The following is a 23,505-nucleotide window of genomic DNA, read 5'->3' as shown; positions in this document are numbered from 1 at the left end:
GGGGCGCGGGTAGGGTCGGGAGCACGAGCGAAGGGCATCTCCAATGAACCAGCAGAAGATCATCCAGACCATCGCGGTCATGGCGGCCGGGTTCGCGGCGACCAAGCTGCTCGACCTCACCTGGAAGGCGGTGACCGGTCACCGCCCGCCCGTCAACGGCGAGGAGGACGGCAGCTCGCTGCGCGAGGTCGTCATGTTCGCCGCCGTCTCGGGGGCCATCGCCGCCCTCGCCCGCGCGTTCGCCGGGCGGGCCGCGAAGCGGTTCGTCGCCAAGGGCAGCGTCCACCCCGAGCACTGACGCGGGCGCCCGACGGGGCCGCGCCGCCGCCCGGGACGTTCGTCGGGCGGCCCGCCGACCCCGTCACTACGCTGGACGCGAGGCCCGGTCCCGGGCCAGGGAGAGCCGAGGGCGTGACGGCCTCGGACCGGTCCAGGAGGTAGGACGCCATGAGGATTCGTCGTTCGTTCGCCGTCCCGCTGGCGCTGGCCGCCGGCGCGCTCGCGCTCGGCGCGTGCTCCGCGGCCGCCGAGCAGGGCGCCGCCGGCACCTGGGCGTCGACCGGGCCCGGCGCTCCGACCGTGACGCTCGTCGACGACGGCACCTTCTCCGGGACCGACGGCTGCAACCGGATCAGCGGCTCCTGGGAGCAGGAGGGGTCCGAGGTGACCTTCTCCGACGCGATCACCACGCTCATGGCGTGCGACGGGATCCCCGGCTGGTCCGGCCTCGCCGCCGGGACGATCGCCGGCACCGCGATGACGCTCACCGCCGAGGACGGCACCGAGCTCGACGTCCTCACGCGCCAGTAGCTGGCCCCGGTGACGACTCCAGCTCCCTCGGCCGGCTCCGTCCCGACCGTCGCGCGTCCGTCGACGCCCGCCGCGGTCCGACTCGACGAGCTCGACCCGCCCGTCTGGGCGGCGACCGTCCACGACGTCCTCGCCGCGACCGGTACCCCCGGGGGTGGCCTGAGCGGTGACGACGCGGCGACCCGGCTCGCCGCCGACGGCCCCAACCGGCTGCCCGAGCCCGCGGGCCGGCCGGCGTGGCTGCGCTTCCTCGCCCACTTCGACGACGTCCTCGTCTACGTCCTCGTCGCCGCTGCGGTGCTCAAGATCATCGCGGGCGACTGGGTCGACTTCGGCGTCATCGCCGTCGTCATCGTCGCGAACGCGGTCATCGGCTACGTGCAGGAGGGTCGCGCCGCGAGCGCGCTGGCGAGCCTGTCCACGATGGTCTCGCTCGACGCCCAGGTGGAGCGCGACGGCACCTGGGGCGTCGTCGACGCGGCCGACCTCGTCGTCGGCGACCTCGTCCGCGTCCGCAGCGGCGACCGCATCCCGGCCGACCTGCGCCTCGTGCGGACCTCGAACCTGCAGATCGACGAGGCCGCGCTCACCGGAGAGTCCGTCTCCGCGGAGAAGGACGCCGAGCCGGTCGGTGTCGACGCCGGCGTCGGCGACCGCTCCTCGATGGCGTTCTCCGGCACGATCGTGACGGCCGGGACGGGGGAGGGCGTCGTCGTCGCGACCGGCGCTGGGACGGAGATCGGGCGGATCAGCCAGCTCGTCGCCGACCAGGAGGAGATCGAGACCCCGCTGACCAAGCAGATCGCGAAGCTGGGCAAGCAGATCTCGCTGCTCATCCTCGTGCTCGCCGTCGCGATGCTCATCATCGGCCGGCTGGTCCACGACTTCGACCGGGAGGACCTGCTCTCGGCGGCCATCGCGTTCGCGGTCGCCGCGGTCCCGGAGGGGCTGCCGGCGCTCATCACGATCACGCTCGCTCTGGGCGTGCAGCAGATGGCCCGACGCAACGCGATCACGCGCCGGATGGCCTCCGTCGAGACGCTCGGCTCGGTCACGTCGATCTGCTCGGACAAGACGGGCACCCTGACGCAGAACGAGATGACCGTCCGCACGGTCGTCACGGGGGCCGCGACGTACGACGTCGAGGGGACGGGGTACGACCCGGCCGGCCGCGTGGTCCTCGCGGGGACGACGACGACCGCTGGCCTCGCCGACCGGCCCGACCTCGCCGCGTTCGTCCGCGCCGCCGGATCGGCCAACGACGCGCGTGTCGAGCGGGTCGACGGACTCTGGCGGGTGGTCGGCGCCCCGACCGAGGGCGCGCTCGACGTGCTGGCCGCCAAGGCCGGCCTCGACGTCGAGGCCGTCACCCGTCTCGCGCAGGTGCCGTTCGAGTCGGCCCACAAGTTCTCGGCGACGCTCGACGACCTGCCGGACGGCACCCGCGTCGTGCACGTGCTCGGGGCGCCGGACCGGCTGCTCGACCGTGCCGAGTGGCAGCGCGGCCCCACCGGCGAGCGCGAGCCGCTCGACCGCGCCGCGTGGGAGGAGCGGATCGAGGAGCTGTCCGACCAGGGGCTGCGCGTGCTCGCCGCCGCGACGCTGGCGGGCCGGGGGCGCGAGACGATCGAGCTCGCCGACCTCGACGAGGGGCTGGAGTTCCTCGGGGTCGCCGGCATCGTCGACCCGCCGCGGCCCGAGGCGACCGCCGCCATCGCCGAGGCCCACGGCGCCGGCATCCGGGTCAAGATGATCACCGGCGACCACCGCGGCACCGCGATCGCGATCTCCCGCGAGCTCGGGATCGCGCCGCCCGACGGCGAGGTCGCCGCACTCACCGGCGCCGACCTGCAGCGGATGAGCCAGGACGAGCTGCGCCGGGTGGTCCAGGACGTCGACGTCTACGCGCGCACCTCGCCCGAGCACAAGCTGCGGATCGTCCGGGCGCTGCAGTCGCGGGGCGAGGTCGTCGCCATGACGGGTGACGGCGTCAACGACGCCCCGTCGATCACGCGCGCCGATGTCGGCGTCGCCATGGGCATCAAGGGGACCGAGGCGACGAAGGAGGCGGCCGACATCGTCCTGGCCGACGACAACTTCGCCACCATCGAGCGGGCCATCGAGGAGGGGCGGCGGATCTACGACAACATCCGCAAGTCCGTCGTCTTCCTGCTCCCGACGAACGGCGCGCAGTCGCTCGTCATCCTGGTCGCCGTGCTCGCGGGGGTCGCCCTCCCGCTCTCGCCCGTCCAGATCCTCTGGGTCAACCTCGTGACGGCCGTGACGCTGTCGCTCGCGCTGGCGGGCGAGCCGGCCGAGCCGGACATCATGAAGCGTCCCCCGCGCGACCCGCGCGAGCAGGTGCTCAACCCCCGCACGTTCGGGCTCGTCCTGGCCGCGTCGGTGCTCATCGGCGGCGCGACGCTGGCCGTCTACCTCATCGAGCGCGAGCGGGGGTACGACATCCAGACGGCGCAGACGACCGCCGTCACGATGCTGGCGCTCGCGCAGCTCGCGTTCCTGCTCAACTGCCGGTTCCTCGGCTCCTCGAGCCTGACCCCGCGCGCGTTCACCGGCAACCCCACCGTGTGGATCTCGGCGGGGGCGCTCCTGCTCCTCCAGCTCGTCTTCGTGTACGCGCCGTTCATGCACTCGTGGTTCGGCTCCGCGGCGCTCGGGCTCGACGGGTGGGGGCTGACGCTCGGGTTCGCCGTCGGGGTGTTCCTGCTGGTCGAGGTGGTCAAGGTCGCGGTGCGCCGGCGCCGGTAGGCAGCGCCGCCGTCCCGGCGGTGTGTGGATCGTCACGCGAGCGATCGTTGACTGAAGTCAACGATCGGCGGATAGTTGACCCCGGTCAATTTCCTGTTCCCTAGGAGTCCGTGTGTCGACAGCTCTCACGACCACCCACGAGCGGCCCGCGTCGCCCGTCGGCGCGTCCGCCACCACCCCCGCCGCGTCCGGCGTCCCGGCGCCCGGCGCCGGCCCCGACGCGGCCGGCGCGCGCCACGACCGGGACGTGCTGCCCGTCATGACGGCGCTCGTCGTCAGCATGTTCGTCTCGATGCTCGCGACGACGGTCGTCAGCTCCTCGCTGCCCGTCATCGTCGCCGACCTCGGCGGCAGCCAGTCCGCGTTCACCTGGGTCGTGACGGCGACGCTGCTCGCGACCACCGTGAGCACCCCGATCTGGGGCAAGGTCGCCGACCTGGTGAACCGCAAGGCGCTCCTCCTCGTCGTGCTCGGCATCTTCGTCGTCGCCACCTGCCTGGCCGGGCTCTCGCGGTCCGTCGAGGTGCTCATCGCGATGCGCGTCCTGCAGGGCCTCGGCGGTGGCGGCCTCGCGGCGCTGTCGCAGATCGTCATGGCCGACGTCGTCTCGCCGCGCGAGCGGGGGCGCTACGCCGGGCTGTTCGGCGCCTCGATGGCCGTCGGCACCGTCGGCGGCCCGCTGCTCGGCGGGTTCCTCACGGACGCGTTCTCCTGGCGGTGGAACTTCTACGTCGCGCTGCCGTTCGCCGCGCTCGCGATCGTGCTCATCGTCCGCAACCTGCACCTGCCGCAGCGCGTGCGCAGCTCGGCGCGGGTCGACTACCTCGGCATCGTCCTGCTCTCCACCGGCATCTCCCTGCTCCTGCTGTGGGTGACGTTCGCCGACTCGAGCTTCGCGTGGGTCTCCTGGCAGTCGGCCGCCATGCTCGGCGGGTCGCTGGCGCTGCTCGGACTCGCCGTGTGGTGGGAGCTGCGCGCCGAGGACCCGCTGCTGCCGCTCTCGCTGTTCCGCGGCCGGACCTTCACGCTCGCGGTCGTCGCGTCGCTCTCCACGGGCATCGCGATGTTCGGCGCGTCGGTCTTCCTCGCCCAGTACATGCAGCTCGCACGCGGCGCGACGCCGATGATGTCCGGCGTCCTGACCATCCCGATGATGGCCGGCCTCCTGCTCGCCTCGACGATCGTCGGCCAGCTCGTCTCGCGTCGCGGGGCGTGGAAGGGCTACGTCGTCACCGGGTCGGTGCTCATGATCGTCGGCAACGTCATGCTCTCCCGCCTGCACTACGACACGACGTACTGGTACGTCGCGCTCGGCATGGGCGTGCTCGGCGCCGGCGTCGGCATGGTGATGCAGAACCTCGTCATCGTGACGCAGAACGAGGTGCCGATCTCGCAGCTCGGCGTCGCGACGTCCGCCGTCACGTTCTTCCGCTCGCTCGGCGGCACCGTCGGCGTCTCGGTCATGGGGTCGGTGCTCGGCGGCGTCGTCGCGAGCCAGCTCCAGCAGTCCGTCGCCGCGCTGCCGCCGGACGCCAGGGCGCAGGCCGCCGAGGTGCTGGGCAGCGGGACGCTGCCCAAGATCGCCGACCTGCCCGTCGCCCTGCGCGAGCTGGTCGAGTCCGCGTACGGGCTCGGCGTCGGCCGCGTGTTCGTCGCCGCGCTGCCGATGGCGGTCGTGACGCTCCTCGCCGTGCTCGCGCTGCCGAACCAGCGGCTCGGGACGCAGTCCGGCATCGAGCGGCACCGAGCCGAGGGCGGCGCCGTCGTCGGCGAGCCGTCGCCCGACGCCGTGGAGACGGTCGCCGAGGAGGTCGAGGACACGGCGATCGAGGTCGCGGCCGCGGTGGCGGCCCTGCCGCCCGTCGGGTCGACGCGTCCCGGCGATGGTCCCGACCCGCGCGGCCGCGCGGGAGAATGACGTGTGATGAGCGACGCCGACCGCCGGCCGCACCCGGCTGAGCCCGCGCCCGAGGTGCCCGACGTGCCGGGGGGCACCGCGTCCGGTGACGGTGGGTCCGGCTCCCGGGCGGCCGGCCCGCGGGGCTCCGGTGCGCCGGCGTCCGGTGCGCCGGGCGAGGCCTCGGCGGGCACCAGCGAGGCCGTCATGGTGCTGGAGGAGCAGATCGTCGTACTCCTCGGGCGGGCCAAGGCCCTGTGGCGCGAGGCCGCGGCCTCCGTGCACCCGGACCTGCAGCCGCTCGGCTATCGCATGCTCTCCACGCTCGTGAAGCACGGGCCCTCCCGGCCCGGACACCTCGCGTGCGTGCTCGAGACCGACAAGTCGGTGGTGAGCCGCCAGGCGCGCGAGCTGGAGTCGCTCGGACTGCTCGAGGTGCTGCCCGACCCCGACGACGGCCGCGGCCGGCTCCTCCAGGCCAGCCCGGTCGCCCGGTCGAACGTCGCCGAGATGCGGCGCCGGGCGCTCGCGGGCCTCGCGGCGAGCCTCGACGCGCTCGGCGAGGGCGAGGCGGAGCGGCTCGCCGACCTGCTCGCCCGCGTCAACGCCGCGCTGGCCCCCTGAGCCCAGCCCGCTCGACCGGCTCGTCCCGGGCCGACCTCGCGGCGTGTCGGTGACGGCGGTGTCCACCGTCTGGCCGGGGCCGTGGCTTCACCCGGTCCCCAGGTGGCCAGCGACCCGGCCGTGTCCCCCTCGACGCCGGGTCAGAGCCGGCGCACCCAGGTCGTCCAGAGCGGCCGGTACCCGCGTCGGTGCCAGAACGGCGCCGACAGCGGACTGAGCGTCGCGTGGTCGAGCAGGACGGCGCTCGCGCCCTCGGCGGCCGCCCGGCGATGGGCCGCGTCGACGAGTCGTCGTCCGATGCCTCGCCGGCGCACGCCCTCGGCCACCACCGTCATCCCGAGATAGACGACGGGCGCGAGCGACGTGCTCGGCGCCGCCCACGCGCTCTCCCGCGGCGGGGCGAGCGAGATCGCCCCGACGACCCCGGACTCGTCGGCCGCCACGTACCCCCACCCGTCGGGGCGGGCGAGCAGCTCGTCGACGTAGTGCGCCACGAGCGTGCGCGCGTCGGGCCGCGGCCACGCCGAGCCGGCCGCGACGTCGCTCGCGACCATCTCCTCCGCCAGGTCGAGCAGCCGCTCGCGGTCCGACGGCAGCGGCGCGCGCAGCCCGGGCTCGGCCGGGTCGGGACCGGACGCCTCCTCCGGGCGGACCGCCCGGATCGCCGTCGTGGTCTGCGGTGTGAACCCCGCCTCCAGCAGCGGCAGGGTCAGCGCGCGCTCGGCGTCGGGCACGCGGACGATCGCGCCGCGGTCGCCCGTTCCCGCCTCGCCCTCGGCGCGCAGTCGGAGCAGCCAGCGGTCGAGCAGGCCGGCGAACGCGACGGAGCTCGGCCGGTGCGCCGAGCGGAGCTGGAGGATCTCCCGCGTCGCCGGCCCCCAGAGGCTCACCGGGTCGCCCGGCGCCGTGACCGACCGCCGCAGGACCCCCCACACGGGGCCGTCGTCGTCCTGGACGCGCAGCACGTCGAGCCGTTCGTCGCCGCCGGGGGCGGCGACGGCGCCGAGCGCCGGGTCGAGCGCCCGCAGGCGCTCGGTGTGCGCGCGGGCGACGTCGTCCCAGTCCGGCAGCCACGACGTGAGGTCGGGCGCGACGCTCCCGCGGTCCTCGGTCACCCCGTCCACCGGCGCGTCCTCGCGCCGCAGCACGAGCGCGCCCGGCCAGCCGAGGTCGCTGGGAACGAGGCCGGCGGCCGCCGCGGCCGCGACCAGCTCCTCCTCCCCGGCCGGCTCGCGAGCCGGACCGCTCCTCACCACCGACCGCAGCGGCGTCCCGGCGCCGTCGAGCTGCTCGTAGCCGACCCGGAACCCCGCGGGCGTGCGCTCGTAGACGCCGCGCACGCGGTGGTGTCCCACCGCGACCTCCTCGACGTGCCGGACCACGGCGTCGGCCGGCTCCGCGTCGACGTCCCCGCCGTGCGGCGTGGAGAAGGTGACGACGGCGACGCCGCCGGGCGCGAGGGTCCCGGCCGTCACCTCCATGAGCGCGCGCAGCTCGATCGGCTCGAGCAGCCCGGCCATGTGGGCGAGGACGACGAGGTCGGCGCCCGACGGAGCCGCGGCGGTGATCCGTTCGCGCAGGGTGTGGGTGGTGCCGGGCGCCACCGGCAGGCTCAGGACGGTGGTCCGTCCGCGCAGCCCGGCGTCCGCGGCCAGGCGGCCCAGGAGCATCGCGCGCATCGTGGCGTCGGGCTCGACGGCGACCAGCTCGGCGCCGGGCCACAGGCCGGCCAGCCCGACCGTGCCCATCCCCGAGCCGGCGCCGATCTCCAGCACGCACCGCGGCGCGCCGTCCGCCGTCCGGTCGGCGAGCTCGCGCAGCCGCGGCAGCAGTCGCGACCACGGTTCCGCCATCCCCAGCTCGTGGAACTCCGCCGTCAGCTCGAAACCCGTCACGTCGACCCCGTCCCTCGACCCTCGGTGCGAGGGTCGACGGGTTGATGATAACGGTTCTCAATAAGAGGTTGGGCTCACGGGGTGGTCGTGCTGGTCCGGGAGCGCTGCCGGGCGGCCTCGTAGAGGGTCACGGTCGCGGCGCTCGCGGCGTTGAGCGAGCTCGCCGCGCCGCCGATCGGGATGCGGGCCATGACGTCGCAGGCCTCGCGCCAGCCCGAGCTCAGCCCCGCGGTCTCGTTGCCGATGACGAGGAGCGTCGGACCTGTCAGGTCGACGTCGTCGATCGTCGCGGTGCCGTGCTCGTCGGTCCCGACGACGGTGATCGGGTGGCCGGCCGCGCGCAGCCGTGTCACCCAGGCGAGCACCTCCCGGTGCGAGGGGGCGCGGACGACCGGCACGGCGAACAGCGAGCCGGTCGAGGCGCGGACGGTCTTGGGGTCGTAGGGATCGGCGCCGTGGCCCGTCACGACGAGGCCGGAGCCGCCGAACGCGTCGAGCGAGCGGACCATCGTGCCGACGTTGCCCGGCTGCGTCGGCCGGTCGAAGACCGCCCCGAGGAAGGACGGGCCGACCGGGATCCGGGCCAGGTCGTCCTCGGGCATCGCGACGACCGCGATCAGCTCGGGGACGTCCTCGTCCTTGTCGCTGAGCTGGCGCAGCAGGTCGGGCGCCATCGCGACGCGCAGCCCGCGCGCCCGCTCGAGCAGATCCTCGGCCCAGCGCGACAGCGGCCGCTCGTCGTCGTAGAGGACGGCGCGCACGCGCCAGCCGTGCTCCAGCGCGAGCGTGATCGGCCGGACGCCCTGGACGACCAGCTCGCCCGCGCGCAGCCGCTTGGTCCGGTTGCGCAGGAGGGCCTCCCACTGCTGGAACTGCGCGTTCGGCCGGGTGACATGGAGCGTGCGGGGCATGGGGACACGGTATCCGCGGGCCGTCGCTGGTGCGGGGTCAGGGTGCGTCGTCGGCGAGAGCGAGCATGACGGCGTCCTTGAAGGCGTCGATGTCCTCCCGGTAGGCGTCGAGGAACTGCTGCTGGTCGTCCGCCAGGGCTCGCCGGTACTCCTCCCGGTAGCCGACCTCCTCCTGGCACAGGTGGTCGGCCGTCGCGGTCGCGATCTCGAGTTCTCGGATCGCACCGAGCTCGTCCGGGCTCAGATCCCGGGGGCTCCAGAGCCCGTCGGTGTCCTCGTAGGCCAGCTCGGTGATCGAGCCCTGGGCCTCCTCGGTGCTGGCGAGGTCGGGGAACCCGGAGTCCGCCATGCACTGGCTCCACTCACCGGTGACGGTCGCGAGTCGGGAATCGTCCGGGTCCAGGGTCAGGACGCCGACCATCGCGGCCGTGAGCTCGGCGTACGTCGGGTCCGCGTATACCGCCTCCAGGGCGGCGTTCTGGGTCTCGACCTGCTGGCGGGCCCGCGCGTCGCAGCCCTCCAGATTCTCGCCGGGGCCCTGGTCGCCCTCCGGCCACCCGTTGAGCGCGTGCCAGTAGGCGTCGCGCTCCTCCTCGCTCATCGCCTCGACCCTGGCGGCGTTCGGGTCCACCCATGCGTCGTTGCTCGCGTCGTCGTTTGCGTCGTCCTGTGTCGCCGACGACGTCGTGATGCCGTAGCCGTACTGGCGCGCGAACTCCTCGGGGCTCAGCGTCTCCTGGGCCCTGACCATCGCGTCGCCCGCGTCGCCGGGTCCGCTCGTCCCGCCGACGGCGTCCGGAGGGACCGCGGGGGTGTAGTCGAACCCCTGCTGCTTCATGCAGCCCGCGATCACGTCCTGCACTCGGCTCTCGGTGCCGTCCGTCGCGTCGGCGTCGCCCTGCGTCAGCGCCCGGATCTCGGCGAGCTCGCGCTCCAGCGGCAGGTCGTCCGGGATCGGTGCCGGGCCTCCGGCCGAGCAGCCGACGAGTCCGAGCGTCAACACGCAACCCAGCCCGAGTGCCAAGCGACGATGGGCCGCGGTTTGCGTACACGATTCCGATGATGTGGTGATCAGCAGGAACTCCAGTACGCGACGGAAGCCCAGTATGTCTGCCACCACGCTGTGCCGTACGGCGTCACCGTCTGGCACGCGCCCCAGAAGTAGCCGTTGGCGTTCTGCCACCGGGGCTTCACGCGGGTGCTCGTCGAGGAGCAGTTGTACCAGGAGGCGGTAGCCAGCCCGTCGCCGCGGAGTGTGTAGGACTCACCACAGCCCGATGCCATCGGCGTCAACCCGGGTGGTGGGGCAATCGCTGCTCCGGCGACCCCTCCCCCTGCCAAGAGCGCCAGGGTCGCGACCCCAGCGGCCAACGTCTTCCTTAACCGGGGCATCCTGCGTTGCGTCACGCGAATCCTCCTTGATTCGGTCTGTGTCTCTCTATCAGGCGCGAGAACCTTCGAATTTACTCAATCAGGCTTCGACGAAATCAGCAAGTTGACCGCTTTGATCTAGTCCGGATCCGTCGATGCCTAGCCGGGAATGGATCCATGCATCTGCATGTTTCACCCGGCATGAAGAACATCGGATTCCTCTCGTTCGGACACTGGTCCCCGAGCCCGCACAGCAAGACCCGCAGCGCCGCCGACGTGCTGCACCAGTCCATCGAGCTGGCCGAGGCCGTCGAGGAGCTGGGCGGCGACGGCGCATACTTCCGCGTCCACCACTACGCCAACCAGCTCGGCTCGCCATTCCCGCTGCTGGCCGCCATCGGGGCACGGACGGACCGGATCGAGATCGGCACCGGCGTCATCGACATGCGCTACGAGAACCCGCTCTACATGGCGGAGGACTCCGGCGCCGCGGACCTCATCTCCGGCGGCCGGCTGCAGCTCGGCATCTCGCGGGGGTCACCCGAGCAGGTCGTCGACGGCTGGCGCTACTTCGGCTACGGAGCGCCCGAGGGTCAGACGATGGCCGACGTCGCGCGCGCCAACACCGAGGTCTACCTCCAGGTGATCGACGGGGCGCGGTTCGCCGAGCCCAACCCCAACCCGATGTTCCCGAACCCGCACCCGGGGCCGCTGGGCATCCAGCCGCAGTCGCCGGGCCTGCGCCGGCGCATCTGGTGGGGGTCGGCGTCGAACGCGACCGGCGAGTGGGCGGCGAAGCTCGGGATGAACCTCATGAGCTCGACGCTCAAGGAGGACGAGTCCGGCAAGCCGTTCCACGTCCAGCAGGCCGAGCAGATCGAGCACTTCCGCGCCGCCTGGCGCGAGGCCGGCCACGACTGGGAGCCGCGCGTCTCGGTGTCGCGGTCGATCTTCGCGCTGGTGAGCGACGCCGACCGCGCCTACTTCGGGCACGGTCGTCCCGAGGACGACTCGTTCGGTGCCATCGACGGGTTCCGCGGCGTGTTCGGCCGCTCCTACGCCGCCGAGCCGGACCGGCTGATCGAGCAGCTGCGCGAGGACGAGGCGATCGCCGCCGCGGACACGCTCCTGCTCACTGTCCCCAACCAGCTCGGGGTGGACTACAACGCGCACGTGGTCGAGTCGATCCTCACCCACGTGGCGCCGGCGCTCGGCTGGCGCTGACGCTCGCGCTCACTCCGACATCGGGGCGGGCTTCCGGGTCCCCGCCCGCGAGGTCACCCCGATGTCGGAGGAGCCGGCGCGTCAGAGCGCCAGCGTCGTGAAGATCGAGTCGCCGTGCACGGCGTCGGGCTCGACGCGCCCGCTCTCGGCGAAGCCGAGCTTCGCGAGCACGCCACGGGAGGCCGTGTTCCAGTCCCGGACGCTCGCCCACAGGCGCGGGTACCCCGCGGCGCGGGCCCGCTCGACGATCGCGCGGGCCGCCTCCGTCGCATACCCGCGGCCCCAGTGCCGACGCAGCAGCTCGTACGCCAGCTCCGGCTCGCCCTCGGGCACGGCCGGGTTGTGGACCAGCCCGCAGTAGCCGATCATCTCGCCGCTCTCGCGCAGCTCGACGACGAGGAGGCGCGGCTCCTCCTCGCGCGGCGCGCCGCGGATCCAGGCCTCCAGCTCCTCGATGCTCGGGTGCCCGTCGGCGCTGATCCGCCGGGGCGGCGGGACCCGAGGATCGCGCTCGGTCCACAGCTCGCGGTGGACGACCGCGTCGGCGGGTCGCCATCCCCGCAGTCTCAACCGCTCCGTCTCGACCATGGGCCGACGGTAGCGGCGTCGCCCCGGCACCGACAGTGCGGTCCGCGCGCTCGGCGACCGAGCCGCAGCGACCGCCCCCCGGCGCCCGGGTCCACCGCTGCACCGGACGGCGACCGCGACCCGGTCCACGGGTGGCCACGGCGCCACCCGTGTCCACCGCTGCGCCGGCCGGCGACCGCGACCCGGTCCAGGGGTGGCCACGGCGCCACCCGTGTCCGCCACCGGATCGGCACCACCCCGGAGGCCTCCGGAATTGCGTGGCGTCCGGCCGGCGGCCGCGGTTAGCGTGGCGGGATGAGCACGCCCATCGTGAGCACCTCCGACCTCGCCACGTTCGACTCCGCCGCCGTCCCGCTCGACGAGACCTCCCGCGCGGCGCTCGCCGAGCGCGGCCTCGGCTACGTCACCGTCGATCCCTCCGAGGAGGGCGGCGAGTCGTTCGCGCGCTGGAGCGAGGCCGTCAACCGCGGCTTCCTCGGCGAGCGGTCGACCCCGGAGCAGATCGAGTCGTGGCGGACGCGGGCGGTCGGCAGCCGGGTGGTCGGGGTCACGGACCCCGCCGGCGCGCTGCCCGAGCAGCCCGTCGCCACGGTCCAGAGCTGGGCCGCCGAGCTGACGGTCGACGACGGCCGCACCATCCCCTCCTGGGGCATCAGCGCGGTCACGGTCTCCTCGACCCACCGTCGCCGCGGCATCGCCCGCGCCCTTCTCGGCGGCGAGCTGCGCGCCGCGCGCGACGCCGGCCTCCCGATCGCCGGCCTCACCGTCTCCGAGGCGACGATCTACGGTCGCTACGGCTTCGGCCCGGCCGCCGGGGCGACGCGCTGGCGGATCGACGCGCGCCGCGCCGGCTGGGTCGGGCCGCAGCCCGTGCGCGACGGCCGCGGCCGCCTCGACCCCGTCGAGCGCGAGGCCGTCCAGTCCGACCTGCGCGAGCTGTTCGGCCGCATCCGCGTCACCCGGCCCGGCGAGTTCGAGCCCGAGGAGGCCTTCTTCGTCGGCTTCTCCGGCCTCAACCCCGCCAAGCCCGACCTCAAGCTCCGCGGTGTCCGCTACACCGACGCCGCCGGCGTCACGCGCGGCGTCATCACGTACCGGATGTCCGAGAACATGGAGGACTACCGCTCGAGCACGATGGACGTCGACCTGCTCCTCGCGGAGACGACGGACGCCTACGCCGCCCTGTGGCACTACGCCCTCACGCACGACCTGGTCGGCACCGTCAACGCCGGCGAGCTCTCGACCGACGAGCCGCTGCGGTGGATGGTCGAGGACCAGCGGGCGCTCAGGGTCACCGAGTCCGACCACCACTGGCTGCGCATCCTCGACGTCCCGCACGCGCTCGCCGCGCGCGGCTACCGGACGTCCGGCGCGTTCGTGCTCGACGTCGTCGACCCCCTCGGGATCGCCGGCGGGACGTTCCGTCTCGAGATCGACGACGACGGGAACGGCGTCGTGACGCCGGTCGACGCCACCGCGACGCCGGGTGAGGGCGTCGTGCGGCTGGGCATCTCGGAGCTGAGCTCGCTGTACCTCGGCGGTGTCAGCTCGCGCACCCTGCTGGCCGCCGGCCGGATCGAGACCGACGACGCGACGGCCGCGCGGTTCGATGCGGCGTTCGCCGCCGTCCGTCCGCCGCTGCTCTCGTACTGGTACTGACCGCCGCGGGGCGACGGGGCCGTCACCCACGACGGCCCCCGTCGGCCCCGTCGGTCGCCGCCCGGAGGCCGGGCGCCGGGACCCCGGTCGTTTGAGAGACTGGGGCATGGACTCGATGGCGACCCGTCCCGCTCCCGCTCGCACGAGCGGACCACCGGCGACGATCGACGACGTCCACCGCGTCGGCGCCCAGCTCCAGCAGGCGGTCGGCGAGGTGCTGGTCGGCAAGCCGGACGTCGTGCGGCTCGCCGTCGTCTGCCTCCTGGCGGAGGGCCACCTCCTCGTCGAGGACGTGCCCGGCACGGGCAAGACGAACCTCGCCAAGGCTCTCGCCCGCGCCATCGACGCCAGCGTCGCCCGCATCCAGTTCACGCCCGACCTCATGCCGAGCGACGTCACGGGCGTCAGCATCTTCGACCGGGCCTCCTCGACGTTCGAGTTCCGGCCCGGTCCCGTCTTCTCGAACCTGCTCGTCGCCGACGAGATCAACCGCGCCTCGCCCAAGACGCAGTCGGCGCTGCTCGAGGCGATGGAGGAGCGTCAGGTCAGCGTCGACGGGGCGACCTACCCGCTCGCGCGCCCGTTCCTCGTGCTCGCGACGCAGAACCCCGTCGAGCTGGAGGGCACCTACCCGCTGCCCGAGGCGCAGCGCGACCGGTTCCTCGCCATGACGACCATCGGCTACCCGAGCGCGGCCGACGAGCTGGACATGCTGGTCGACCGCGACCGGGTCGACCCGCTCGAGGCGATGGAGCCCGTGACCGACTCGACGACGCTGCTCCGCCTGGTCGACACCGTCACCGAGGTCTACGTCGCGCCGCAGGTGCGCGAGTACCTGCTCGCCCTCGTTCGCGCCACGCGGGCGCTGCCTGGCGTCCGCCTCGGCGCCTCGCCGCGGGCCGGCCTGCACCTCGTCCGCGCGGCCAAGGCCACCGCGGCGCTCGCCGGACGCGACTTCGTCGTCCCGGACGACGTCAGCGGCATGGCGGTCCCCGTCCTCTCCCACCGCCTGCTGCTCTCGCCCGGCGCGCACCTCGACGCCGGCCAGCTCCTCACCGGCCTCGTCGGCCGTCTGCCCGTGCCGCGGGCGGCGCGGCCCTGACGATCGACACCGCCGTGGCCGGAACCGTCCTCGTCAGCGGCGCGACCGACGCGCGCCCGACGGTGGACGCGCGCCGTCCGGTGGTCGGGACCGTCCGTCGGCGGCTCACGCCGCGCGGCTGGTCCCTGCTCGGGGTGGGCGCGCTCGCGGCCGTCGCGGCCCTCGTCGCTCAGGAGCTGGAGCTGCTCGTCGTCGCGGGCGTGTGCCTGACGGTCCCGCTGCTCGCTGCGCTGTGGGTGAGCGGACGCCGGACCCGGCTCGGCGGCGAGCTGCTGGCGCGGCCGCACGCCCTCGACGTCGGCGACACGGGCGACCTCGTCCTCACGCTGCGCCGCGAGTCCGGTCTGCCGGCGGCGACGGCCCAGATCGTCGTCGACGGCCCGGTCGGCCGCTCGCCCGACTCCCCGGTCGAGGTCCTGGGGCGCGACCGGCTCGAGGCGACGCCGCGCCGTGACCGGCCCGTGACCGTCGAGCTGGCCTTCCGGGCGCGGCGCCGGGGGCTCGCCAACGTCGCCGGCCCCCTCGTCCGGTTCACCGACCCGTTCGGCCTGTGGGTCGAGGAGCACGCACCGGTCGCCCCCGCGCCCGTGCTCGTCCTGCCGCCGGTCGTCGAGCTCGAGGGGCTGCCCCCGGGCCTCGCCCGCGGTCGCTCCGGACGGCTGGCGGACGGGAGCGGGGAGCCGGACGTCGTCGTGCGTCCCTACGTCCCGGGCGACGACATCCGGACGATCCACTGGCGCGCGTCGGCGCGGCTGGACGGCGACCTCGTCGTGCGGCTGCGCGAGACGGGGGCAGCGCGCTCGGTGGCGCTCCTGCTCGACGACCGGCCGGGCGCCTACTCGGGCCCCGGCCTGGAGACGGCGGTGTCGCTCGCGGCGTCCGTCGGGGCGCGGATCCGCCGGGCGGGGCTGCCGCTCACGGTCTCCGACGCCGCGGGTCACGTGCTGATCGACGGCGAGGAGGACCCCGAGCGGCTGCTCGTCGCTCTGGCCATGGTGGGCGCCGAGCAGATCGACGCCCGGGCGTTCACGCCCGAGGTCACCGGTCGGCCGGAGCTCGTCGTCGCGGTGCTCGGCGGCGCGGCGACCGACGCCGACGCCGCGTGGCTGCACCGGCTCGCGCCCGGGGTGACGGGCCTGGCGTTCCGCGTGGTTGACGACGTCACCTCCGTGCGGCGGGCGGACGCGACGTCCCGCCGTGACTCGGGCCGCGGCGGGTCCGGCAGCGGTGAGTCCGGCCCCGGCGCCGCGGCGGGACTGCCCGCGGGGTGGCGCGTCGTGCACGTCGCGGCCCCGCCGACCCTCGACGGGCTCGTGCCGGCCGTGACGCACGCCTGGGACGCGGCCGTCCGCGGGGGTGGCTCGTGAGCGCGCCGGCGACGCGGCGGCGGACGGCGCCCGGGCGGCCGGGCGGCGGAGTGAGCGTCGACCGCGCGCGACGGGTGGACGCGCGACGGGCGGGCGCGCGTGCCGGCGGTCGCCGGCCCGGGGCGCCGACCGGCGGCCCGACGGGGCTGGCGGGCTCGGCGGGCAGGCGGGCCACGACGGGTCCGACGGGCTCGACCGGTGCGGTCGGGCTCTGGCGCCGGATGCTCGCCCAGGTCGCCGGTGCCGCCGCCGTCCTCGCGGGAGCCGGCGGCCTCGAGGACCTCGTCCTCGACGGCGCCTGGTGGCGGCCCGTCCTCGTCCCCGTGTCCGTCGTGCTGCTGATCGGTCTGCTGGGCAGCCTCGCGCGCGTCTGGTGGTGGCTGACCGCCCTCGCCCAGCTCGTCGCCCTCCCGCTCGCCGTCTCCGGCGCGACCGGCTCCGCCCCGACCGAGCTGATCGGTCAGGCGCTCGACACGTTCCCGACGATCTCCGTCGCCGTCCCGCCGGTGGCCGCCACGCCGTCCCTGCTCGTGCTGCTCGGCCTGGCGTTCGGCCTCGTCGGCATCGCGGTCGACGCGTGCGTCCGGACGCTCCCGGCGCTCGCCGGGGCGCCGATCCTCGCGGTCGTCGTGACGACGATGACGATCGCCGAGTCGGCCCTGCCGCGCTCCGCGATCCTCGCGCCGGCCGCCGCCTACCTCCTGGTCCTCCTGCTCACGGTCCCCCTGCCGCGCGCGGCCGGGGGAGCGACCGCCGCCCGCGCCGGTGCGACGACGCTGCTGGCCGGCGTCGTGGTGGGCGCCGCCGCGCTCGGTGCCGGCGGGCTCGCCCCCCGCGTGGCGCCGGACGTCTCCACCGGCGGCCTGCTGACCCGGCCGGAGGTCTCGACCGGCCGGATCGGCTCCGCCCCGATGACCGGTCTGACGGGCGAGCTGCTGCGCGACGAGCCGGTCCCGATCCTCGAGCTGACGCCCGGCGAGGGTCCGGAGACCTGGCAGCCGGACTACCTGCGGGGCGCGGTGCTGACGGAGTACGTCCCTGGCGCCGGCTGGGAGGGCGGGACGCTGGGCAGCACGGATCCGTCCGACGCCGGGTACACGTCGGTCGTCTACGTGGACTCGGTCGGGTACGCGGGCTGGTACCTGCCGGTGCCCGACGGCACCGTGCGCCTGCTCGACCCGGCCGGCGTGTGGGCCTACGACGCCGATCTCGAGGTGTGGCACACCGAGCGGGCGCGCGACCCCGGTCACTACCTGCTCGGGGTCGACCAGTCCCGGCCGACGACCGACGAGCTTGCGGGTGACACCGTCAACCCGTCGTCGGAGGAGACCGCCATCGCCGCCCTCCCGAGCGGTGTCGCGGAGCTCGCGCAGGAGCTCGTCGCCGGTGCCGAGACGCCGTTCGCCCGGGCGCAGGCGCTGCAGCAGTTCTTCCTCGACCGGGAGAACGGGTTCACCTACTCCCTCACCGTCCCGGACGGCAGCACCGGCGACCCGCTGCTGGACTTCCTCGAGGTGCGCACCGGCTACTGCGAGCAGTACGCCTCGACCATGGCGGTGCTCGCACGCGCCGTCGGGCTGCCAGCGCGCGTCGTGGTCGGCTACGGGCCGGGCTCGACGTCCGGCGGGATCACGACGATCACGACGCACGACGCGCACGCCTGGGTGGAGATCCGGTTCGAGGAGGCCGGCTGGGTGCGGTTCGACCCGACGCCGCCCGACGGGTCGCACCGGCGGATCCAGGGGTACACGGTGCCGGCGGTCGAGCCCGAGCCGACCAGCGGCGCGACCTCGACGGCGGCCCCGGCGCCCTCCTCGTCGCCGGTCAAGGTCGAGATCGACGACCCGCAGCCGTCGCCGAGCGCGTCCTCCGGCGCGGCCCCGGGTGCGAGCACGGGCTCGGCCGACCGGTGGTGGTGGCTGGTCGCCGGCGCGCTCGTCGGCGGGTCCGTCGTCGGTGTCGGGCCCAGCGCGGAGCGGGCGCGTCGCCGTCGCCGCCGGCTGGCCCGCGTGCGCGACGCGGACGCGGGGGCGGCCTGGGAGGAGGTCGAGGCGCTCGCCGTCGACCACGGCGTGCCGCTCGCCGAGGGCGCGAGCCTCCGGCGCGGTGCCCACGACCTGAGCCAGGCCGTCCGGCTGGACGAGCGGGTCCGCTCGTCGCTCACCGTGCTCGTCCGCGGGGCCGAGCGCTCCTGGTACGCCGACGGGGTCGACCCGTCGGCCACCGTCGGTCGGGGCGGTGCGCGGAGCGCCGCGCGGGAGAGCGCCGAGCGGCAGGTGGCGGCCGTCGGGGCGGTCCACGCCGCGCTCGCCAGCTCCCACCCGCGACGCGGACGGGCCAGGTGGTTCCCCCGCTCGCTCCTGCCGCGGTCCTTCGGCGCGCGACGTCGCGAGCCGGGGCGGGCGGGCCAGGCGGACGCGGACGACTGACGGCCGAGCGCCGGCGGCCGACCGCGCCGGCCCTCCGTCCCCAGCCCCGCCGTCCGTGTCGGAGGTCGGGGTTAGCGTGGACGACATGACCAGCGCGAACCCGACCGTCCCCACGATCGACCTCACCCACGGCGTCGCCGACGCCGCTCACCCCGTCCGCATCCCGCAGCTCGGCTTCGGCACGTGGCAGATCGAGCCGGACGAGGCCCAGGGCGTCGTCGAGCGAGCCATCGAGACCGGCTACCGCCACATCGACACGGCCGCCGGCTACTACAACGAGCGCGAGGTCGGCGCGGGCCTGCGGGCCAGCGGCGTCCCGCGGGACGACCTCTTCGTGACGACCAAGCTCCGCAACGGCGACCAGGGGTTCGAGAACGCCCTGCGCGCCTTCGAGGACTCCCGTCGCGCGCTCGGCGTCGACGTCGTTGACCTCTACCTCATCCACTGGCCCGTCCCGAGCGAGGACCGGTACGTCGAGACGTGGCGCGCGTTCGAGAAGCTGCTCGCCGAGGGAGCCGTGCGCGCGATCGGCGTCTCGAACTTCCTTCCCGAGCACCTCGACCGGCTCGTGGCGGAGACGGACGTCGTCCCAGCCGTCGACCAGATCGAGCTGCACCCGACGCTCCAGCAGCCCGACGTGGTCGCGGCCTGCCGGCGGCACGGCGTCGTGGTCGAGGCGTACTCCCCGCTCGGGCAGGGGCGCGACCTCGCCCTGCCGGTCGTCACGGAGATCGCGGACGGCCTCGGCGTCGGCCCGGGGCAGGTGGTGCTGCGCTGGCACCTGCAGCGCGGGCACGTCGTCATCCCCAAGACGGTGACGCCGGAGCGGATGCGAGCCAACCTCGACGTGTTCTCGTTCGAGCTGACCCCCGACCAGCTCGCCGCGATCGACGGACTGGAGGACGGGACGGTCCTCACCGCCGACCCCGCCACGGCGTCGTTCACGCAGTTCCGCTCCTGAGCGCATCGCGGCGACTAGGCTGCCGAACGAGGGCACGACCCGCGCCCCGGACCCGGGAGGACCCCATGACCGAAGTCACCACCCCCAAGGATCTCAACGACGGCGTCACCGGCGCGTTCCGGATCGCTTTCGGTCTCGCGGGGCTCATCACGCTCATCGTCGGCATCCTCGTGCTGATCTGGCCGGGCAAGACGGCCGTCGTCGTCACCGCCCTGCTCGCGGTCTACGCGATCGTGCTCGGCATCGTCTACGCCGCCGTCGGCGTCTTCGGCAGCGGCAAGACGGGCTGGTCGCGGATCGGTCACATCGTGGCCGGGCTCGTGTTCGTCGTCGCCGGCATCGTCGCGTTCGGCAACCTGAGGGCGGTCACCGCCGGTCTCGCCGTCATCGTGACGATCTTCATCGGCGCCGCCTGGCTGGTCGAGGGCATCGCTGCCCTGGCGACGCTCGGCCGCTCGCAGAGCAAGGGCTGGACCGTGTTCTACGCGATCGTCAGCGTCCTCGCCGGCATCACGCTCATGTTCTCGCCGCTGTTCAGCGCCGTCGTGCTCTGGTGGTTCGTCGGGATCTCGCTCGTGGTGCTCGGCGCGATCCAGATCGGCCGCGCGTTCTCCTTCGGCCGGGGGCTCGGCGCCTGACCGGCGTCGAGCGCGTCACCGTCCGGACCGTCTGACCTGGATCGCGAGGAGCTGCGGATGGGGCTGGGAGCCGCGTTCAACGAGGAGGTGTTCCGGCGGTCGTTCCGCGAGGAGTACCACAAGCAGGACCTCGAGATCGGGCGGTTCAACCTCGCGATCTTCGGCAAGACAGGCGTAGGCAAGTCGACGCTCCTCAACGCGATCTTCGGGGAGGACGTCGCCGCGACCGGCATCGGTGAGCCGGTGACCAAGGGGTCGCGGCTCTACCTCGACCGGGTCGGCGGCCACCTCGGCATCCTCGACACGCAGGGGCTCGAGGTCGGCAAGGACACCAAGGAGCTCATCACCGAGCTCGACACGGTGCTCAAGCAGACCCGCAAGCAGCCGCTGTCGGAGCAGCTCCACGTCGCCTGGTACTGCGTCCGCGGCATGGACCGGCGGTTCGAGGACTCCGAGGCGGACTTCATCCGCCGCCTCGCGGCCCTCGGGCTGCCGGTGGTCATGGTGTTCACGCAGGTCCCGATGCGCGACGGCCAGTACCACCCGGACGCCCTCGCGCTCGCGGACCAGGTGCTGGCGCGCGGGCTGCCGATCGTCGACAACCGCGTCTTCTTCACGTTCGCGCAGCCGGACCCCTTCACGGGTCAGGGCACGCACGGCCTGCACGACCTCCTCGATGCCACCTTTCGGGTCGTTCCGCAGGGAGCTTTCGCGGCGCTCGTCGCGGCGCAGGCCATCGATTCGGGTGCCAAGGCTCGGTCGGCGCGAACGACGATCGCCTCGGCGGTGACCGCTGCCGCTGCGGCGGCGGCCATCCCCATCCCGTTCGCCGACGCGACGCTGCTCGTCCCGATCCAGCTCGGGATGATGGCGAGGATCGGGCAGATCTACCAGATCTCCTTCGACCGCGCCGCCATCCTCTCGACGCTGGCGACGACCGCGGCGACCCAGGGCGGGCGCGCCGCCTTCACGGGACTGATCAAGATGGTGCCGGGCGCCGGCTCGGTGGTCGGCGGCCTGATCGGCGCGGGCGTCGCGTCGACGTTCACCTACGCGATGGGCCAAGCCTGGGTCGTGGTGTGCCAGCGCGCCGCGGCGGGCCAGCTCGACACCGTGACCGGCGCCCTCGACGACGCCCGCGTGCGCTCGGTGTTCCTCGAGCAGTTCGGCCGGTGGGTCAAGCTCGACGCGAAGGGCCGCAAGGAGCTGGAGCGAGACCTGGGCGAGCGCTGACGCGCCCCGCCCCACGCGCCCGCTCCCGCCGCTGGCCCCGAGAGCGACCCGGGGCGGCGAGGCAGAGCCCCGGGCGATCTTCACCGGCGTTCACAGGTGCGCCTCGCGCGCGAGGCGCACCGAGTAGCCTCGGGACCATGACTGACGCAGCCCACCGCACCGACCGCGAGATCGCCGAGCTGGCGCTCGCCTGCCTCGACCTCACCGACCTCGGCGAGTCCACGACGCTCGAGGCCAACCTCGCGCTCGCGGAGCGGGCGGCCCGGCACGGGACGGCGGCCGTCTGCGTGTGGCCGCGGTTCGTGCGCCCCGTCGCCGAGGTGCTGGCGCAGTCGCCGGTCCGGGTGGCCACCGTCGTCAACTTCCCGAGCGGCGACGAGCCGGTCGGGGAGGTCGTGGCGATGACGGAGCAGGCGATCGCGGACGGCGCCGACGAGATCGACGTCGTCCTGCCGTACCGCGCGTTGCTCGCCGGCGACCGGGAGGCGGCGGCCGCCGTGCTCGACGCGGTCCGGGACGCCGCCGACGACAACGACGTCAAGGTCATCATCGAGTCGGGCGAGCTCGTCGACGCCGACGTCATCCGCGACGCCGCGGAGCTCGCCGTCGCGCACGGCGCCCAGTTCGTCAAGACCTCGACCGGCAAGACGCCGGTCTCCGCGACGCCCGAGGCGGCGGCCGCCATCCTCGGCGTGCTCGCCTCGCTGGGCGACGCGGTCGAGCCGGTCGGGTTCAAGGCCTCCGGCGGGATCCGCACGGTCGCCGACGCGCGCACCTACATCGAGCTGGCCGAGGACACGATGGGCGAGGGCTGGGTCTCCCCGACGACCTTCCGCTTCGGCGCCTCGGGCCTCCTCGACGACATCCTCCGAGTCCTGGAGATCGAGGACACCGACGAGAGCGCTCCCAGCACCTCCGCCTACTGACGCGACGGGTCCTGACACCCGGGCGACCGCGCACCGGTCACAGCCCCCGGACCCAACCGAGCCACGTCCCTACCGAGCCGCGGCCAGCACCCACACCGGACTGAGGCGGGGTGCGGTGGCCGGCGCCAGGACGCCTACCAGCCCTGCTGGCCGCCGCCTCCGCCGCCCTCTTCCTGCTGCTCCCGCTCGCGCTGCTCCTGGGCGTCCTGGTTGCGCTGCTCGAGCTCCTGCTGCTGCTCGGACGTGGTCGACGTCTCGGACGGCTCGCCGTCCTCGCCCTCGCCGCCCTGCTGGTCGCCGTCACCGTCGGTGGGCGTCGGCGTGGGCTCCTCGCCCTGCTGGCCGCCGTTGTCGCCCTCGTCCTCACCGGTGTCGCCGTCCTGCTGGTCGCCCTCGCCGCCCTGCTCGCCCTCGTCCGGCTCCTGGCCGCCCTGACCGTCGGAGTCGCCCTCGCCGCCCTGCTGCTCCTGCTGCTGCTCGGACTGCTTCTCCTCCTGGCGCTCCTCGGCCTGGTCGGCGGCCTCCTGCTCCTGCTCGGAGCCGCCGCCACCGCCGCCCGAGCCGCAGCCGGCGACGGTGTCCAGCGCCTGCTGGTAGTACGAGATCGCCATGGCGGCGTCCGTCGCGCGCGCGGCCTCGTCGCCCAGGCCCTCGTAGGACAGCGAGAGGTTGATCCGGACCAGGCACTCGTCCCGGCCCGGGGGCTCGCCCTCGGGCGCCTTCGGCACGAGCGTGAGCGCGACCCCGAGATCCTGCGTCGCCGCGAAGAACCGGCCGGAGGAGTACTCGGCCGTCCCGACGTTGTAGTGCGGCTTCCAGGTCTCGACCGCGTTGACGGAGCGGACGACGCCGAACTGGCCGGCCGCGCTCGTGTACGACTGCGCGGCGTAGGACCGCTCGCCGACCAGCACGACGATGCAGATCGCGAAGAGGAACACGGCCGCGAGGGCGAGGATCGCCACGACCGGAGCGGACCAGCGCAGCAGCCGGCTGCGCCGGGCGCGCGCGTCCGCGATCGCCTTGGCCTCGCGCGCGGCCTCGATCGACGCGAAGAACTCGCGCCCGCCGGCCCCGTCGCGCCCCGGGGGGAGCTGGGTCATG

19 protein-coding genes are annotated in these 23,505 nt (G+C 74.4%); 14 read left to right on the top strand and 5 right to left on the bottom strand.

What is annotated here, in order from left to right:
* Positions 1–43 precede the first annotated feature (43 nt).
* The 5 genes from EDD28_RS05525 to EDD28_RS05505 all read left to right on the top strand — a co-directional run bounded on the left by EDD28_RS05525 (position 44) and on the right by EDD28_RS05505 (position 6,100).
* Entirely contained in the window at positions 44–298 is a 255-nt protein-coding gene (locus EDD28_RS05525) for a DUF4235 domain-containing protein (RefSeq protein ID WP_123738693.1), read from the top strand.
* 149 nt (positions 299–447) lie between these two features.
* Positions 448–810, top strand: a complete 363-nt coding sequence (locus tag EDD28_RS05520; RefSeq protein ID WP_123738692.1) for an META domain-containing protein — start codon at positions 448–450, stop codon at positions 808–810.
* A 9-nt stretch (positions 811–819) separates the two neighbouring features.
* Positions 820–3,579, top strand: a complete 2,760-nt coding sequence (locus EDD28_RS05515; RefSeq protein ID WP_123738691.1) for an HAD-IC family P-type ATPase — start codon at positions 820–822, stop codon at positions 3,577–3,579.
* Between the two features lie 259 nt (positions 3,580–3,838).
* Positions 3,839–5,497 carry a DHA2 family efflux MFS transporter permease subunit gene (locus EDD28_RS05510; protein ID WP_425469978.1) on the top strand — a complete coding sequence of 553 codons (1,659 nt, stop codon included), beginning with the start codon at positions 3,839–3,841 and terminating at the stop codon, positions 5,495–5,497.
* 6 nt (positions 5,498–5,503) lie between these two features.
* The gene (locus EDD28_RS05505) at positions 5,504–6,100 is read left to right on the top strand and encodes a MarR family winged helix-turn-helix transcriptional regulator (RefSeq protein ID WP_123738689.1); all 597 of its coding nucleotides are present in this window, start codon (positions 5,504–5,506) and stop codon (positions 6,098–6,100) included.
* 140 nt (positions 6,101–6,240) lie between these two features.
* Here EDD28_RS05505 and EDD28_RS05500 read toward each other — a convergent pair whose 3' ends face one another.
* From EDD28_RS05500 to EDD28_RS05490, 3 genes are all read right to left on the bottom strand, one after another.
* Positions 6,241–7,995, bottom strand: coding sequence for a class I SAM-dependent methyltransferase (locus tag EDD28_RS05500; RefSeq protein WP_123738688.1), 1,755 nt, complete (start codon positions 7,993–7,995; stop codon positions 6,241–6,243).
* Positions 7,996–8,069: 74 nt separating this feature from the next.
* On the bottom strand, positions 8,070–8,906 hold the full coding sequence (locus tag EDD28_RS05495) for a TrmH family RNA methyltransferase (RefSeq protein ID WP_123738687.1): 837 nt from the start codon (positions 8,904–8,906) through the stop codon (positions 8,070–8,072).
* A 37-nt stretch (positions 8,907–8,943) separates the two neighbouring features.
* Entirely contained in the window at positions 8,944–9,906 is a 963-nt protein-coding gene (locus tag EDD28_RS05490; protein WP_123738686.1) for a hypothetical protein, read from the bottom strand.
* A 572-nt stretch (positions 9,907–10,478) separates the two neighbouring features.
* On the opposite strand from EDD28_RS05490, the gene EDD28_RS05485 reads away from it, so the two are divergent.
* Complete coding sequence (locus EDD28_RS05485) at positions 10,479–11,501, top strand: LLM class flavin-dependent oxidoreductase (RefSeq protein WP_123738685.1); 1,023 nt, start codon at positions 10,479–10,481, stop codon at positions 11,499–11,501.
* Between the two features lie 81 nt (positions 11,502–11,582).
* Here the strand turns inward: EDD28_RS05485 and EDD28_RS05480 are convergent, their stop codons facing one another.
* A complete protein-coding gene (locus EDD28_RS05480) occupies positions 11,583–12,089 on the bottom strand; it encodes a GNAT family N-acetyltransferase (RefSeq protein ID WP_123738684.1) in 507 nt (168 codons plus the stop codon).
* A 294-nt stretch (positions 12,090–12,383) separates the two neighbouring features.
* On the opposite strand from EDD28_RS05480, the gene EDD28_RS18050 reads away from it, so the two are divergent.
* The 8 genes from EDD28_RS18050 to deoC all read left to right on the top strand — a co-directional run bounded on the left by EDD28_RS18050 (position 12,384) and on the right by deoC (position 22,404).
* The gene (locus EDD28_RS18050) at positions 12,384–13,748 is read left to right on the top strand and encodes a GNAT family N-acetyltransferase (RefSeq protein WP_123738683.1); all 1,365 of its coding nucleotides are present in this window, start codon (positions 12,384–12,386) and stop codon (positions 13,746–13,748) included.
* A 106-nt stretch (positions 13,749–13,854) separates the two neighbouring features.
* Complete coding sequence (locus EDD28_RS05470; RefSeq protein WP_123738682.1) at positions 13,855–14,850, top strand: AAA family ATPase; 996 nt, start codon at positions 13,855–13,857, stop codon at positions 14,848–14,850.
* A 14-nt stretch (positions 14,851–14,864) separates the two neighbouring features.
* Positions 14,865–16,217, top strand: a complete 1,353-nt coding sequence (locus EDD28_RS05465; protein ID WP_123738681.1) for a DUF58 domain-containing protein — start codon at positions 14,865–14,867, stop codon at positions 16,215–16,217.
* Between the two features lie 50 nt (positions 16,218–16,267).
* A complete protein-coding gene (locus tag EDD28_RS05460; RefSeq protein WP_123738680.1) occupies positions 16,268–18,646 on the top strand; it encodes a transglutaminase-like domain-containing protein in 2,379 nt (792 codons plus the stop codon).
* An 85-nt stretch (positions 18,647–18,731) separates the two neighbouring features.
* Positions 18,732–19,607: an aldo/keto reductase gene (locus EDD28_RS05455; RefSeq protein WP_123739955.1), complete on the top strand. Its 876-nt coding sequence runs from the start codon at positions 18,732–18,734 to the stop codon at positions 19,605–19,607.
* 65 nt (positions 19,608–19,672) lie between these two features.
* A complete protein-coding gene (locus tag EDD28_RS05450) occupies positions 19,673–20,245 on the top strand; it encodes an HdeD family acid-resistance protein (RefSeq protein ID WP_123738679.1) in 573 nt (190 codons plus the stop codon).
* Between the two features lie 57 nt (positions 20,246–20,302).
* The gene (locus tag EDD28_RS05445) at positions 20,303–21,478 is read left to right on the top strand and encodes a GTPase family protein (protein ID WP_123738678.1); all 1,176 of its coding nucleotides are present in this window, start codon (positions 20,303–20,305) and stop codon (positions 21,476–21,478) included.
* Between the two features lie 137 nt (positions 21,479–21,615).
* Positions 21,616–22,404 (top strand): deoxyribose-phosphate aldolase, encoded by a 789-nt coding sequence (gene deoC / locus EDD28_RS05440; RefSeq protein ID WP_123738677.1) that lies wholly within the window; start codon positions 21,616–21,618, stop codon positions 22,402–22,404.
* 134 nt (positions 22,405–22,538) lie between these two features.
* Here deoC and EDD28_RS05435 read toward each other — a convergent pair whose 3' ends face one another.
* Complete coding sequence (locus tag EDD28_RS05435) at positions 22,539–23,504, bottom strand: hypothetical protein (RefSeq protein WP_148059557.1); 966 nt, start codon at positions 23,502–23,504, stop codon at positions 22,539–22,541.
* Between the last annotated feature and the right edge of the window lies 1 nt (position 23,505).

Source organism: Salana multivorans (genome assembly GCF_003751805.1).
Lineage (GTDB): Bacteria > Actinomycetota > Actinomycetes > Actinomycetales > Beutenbergiaceae > Salana > Salana multivorans.
This window is presented reverse-complemented; position numbering and strand designations above follow the sequence as displayed.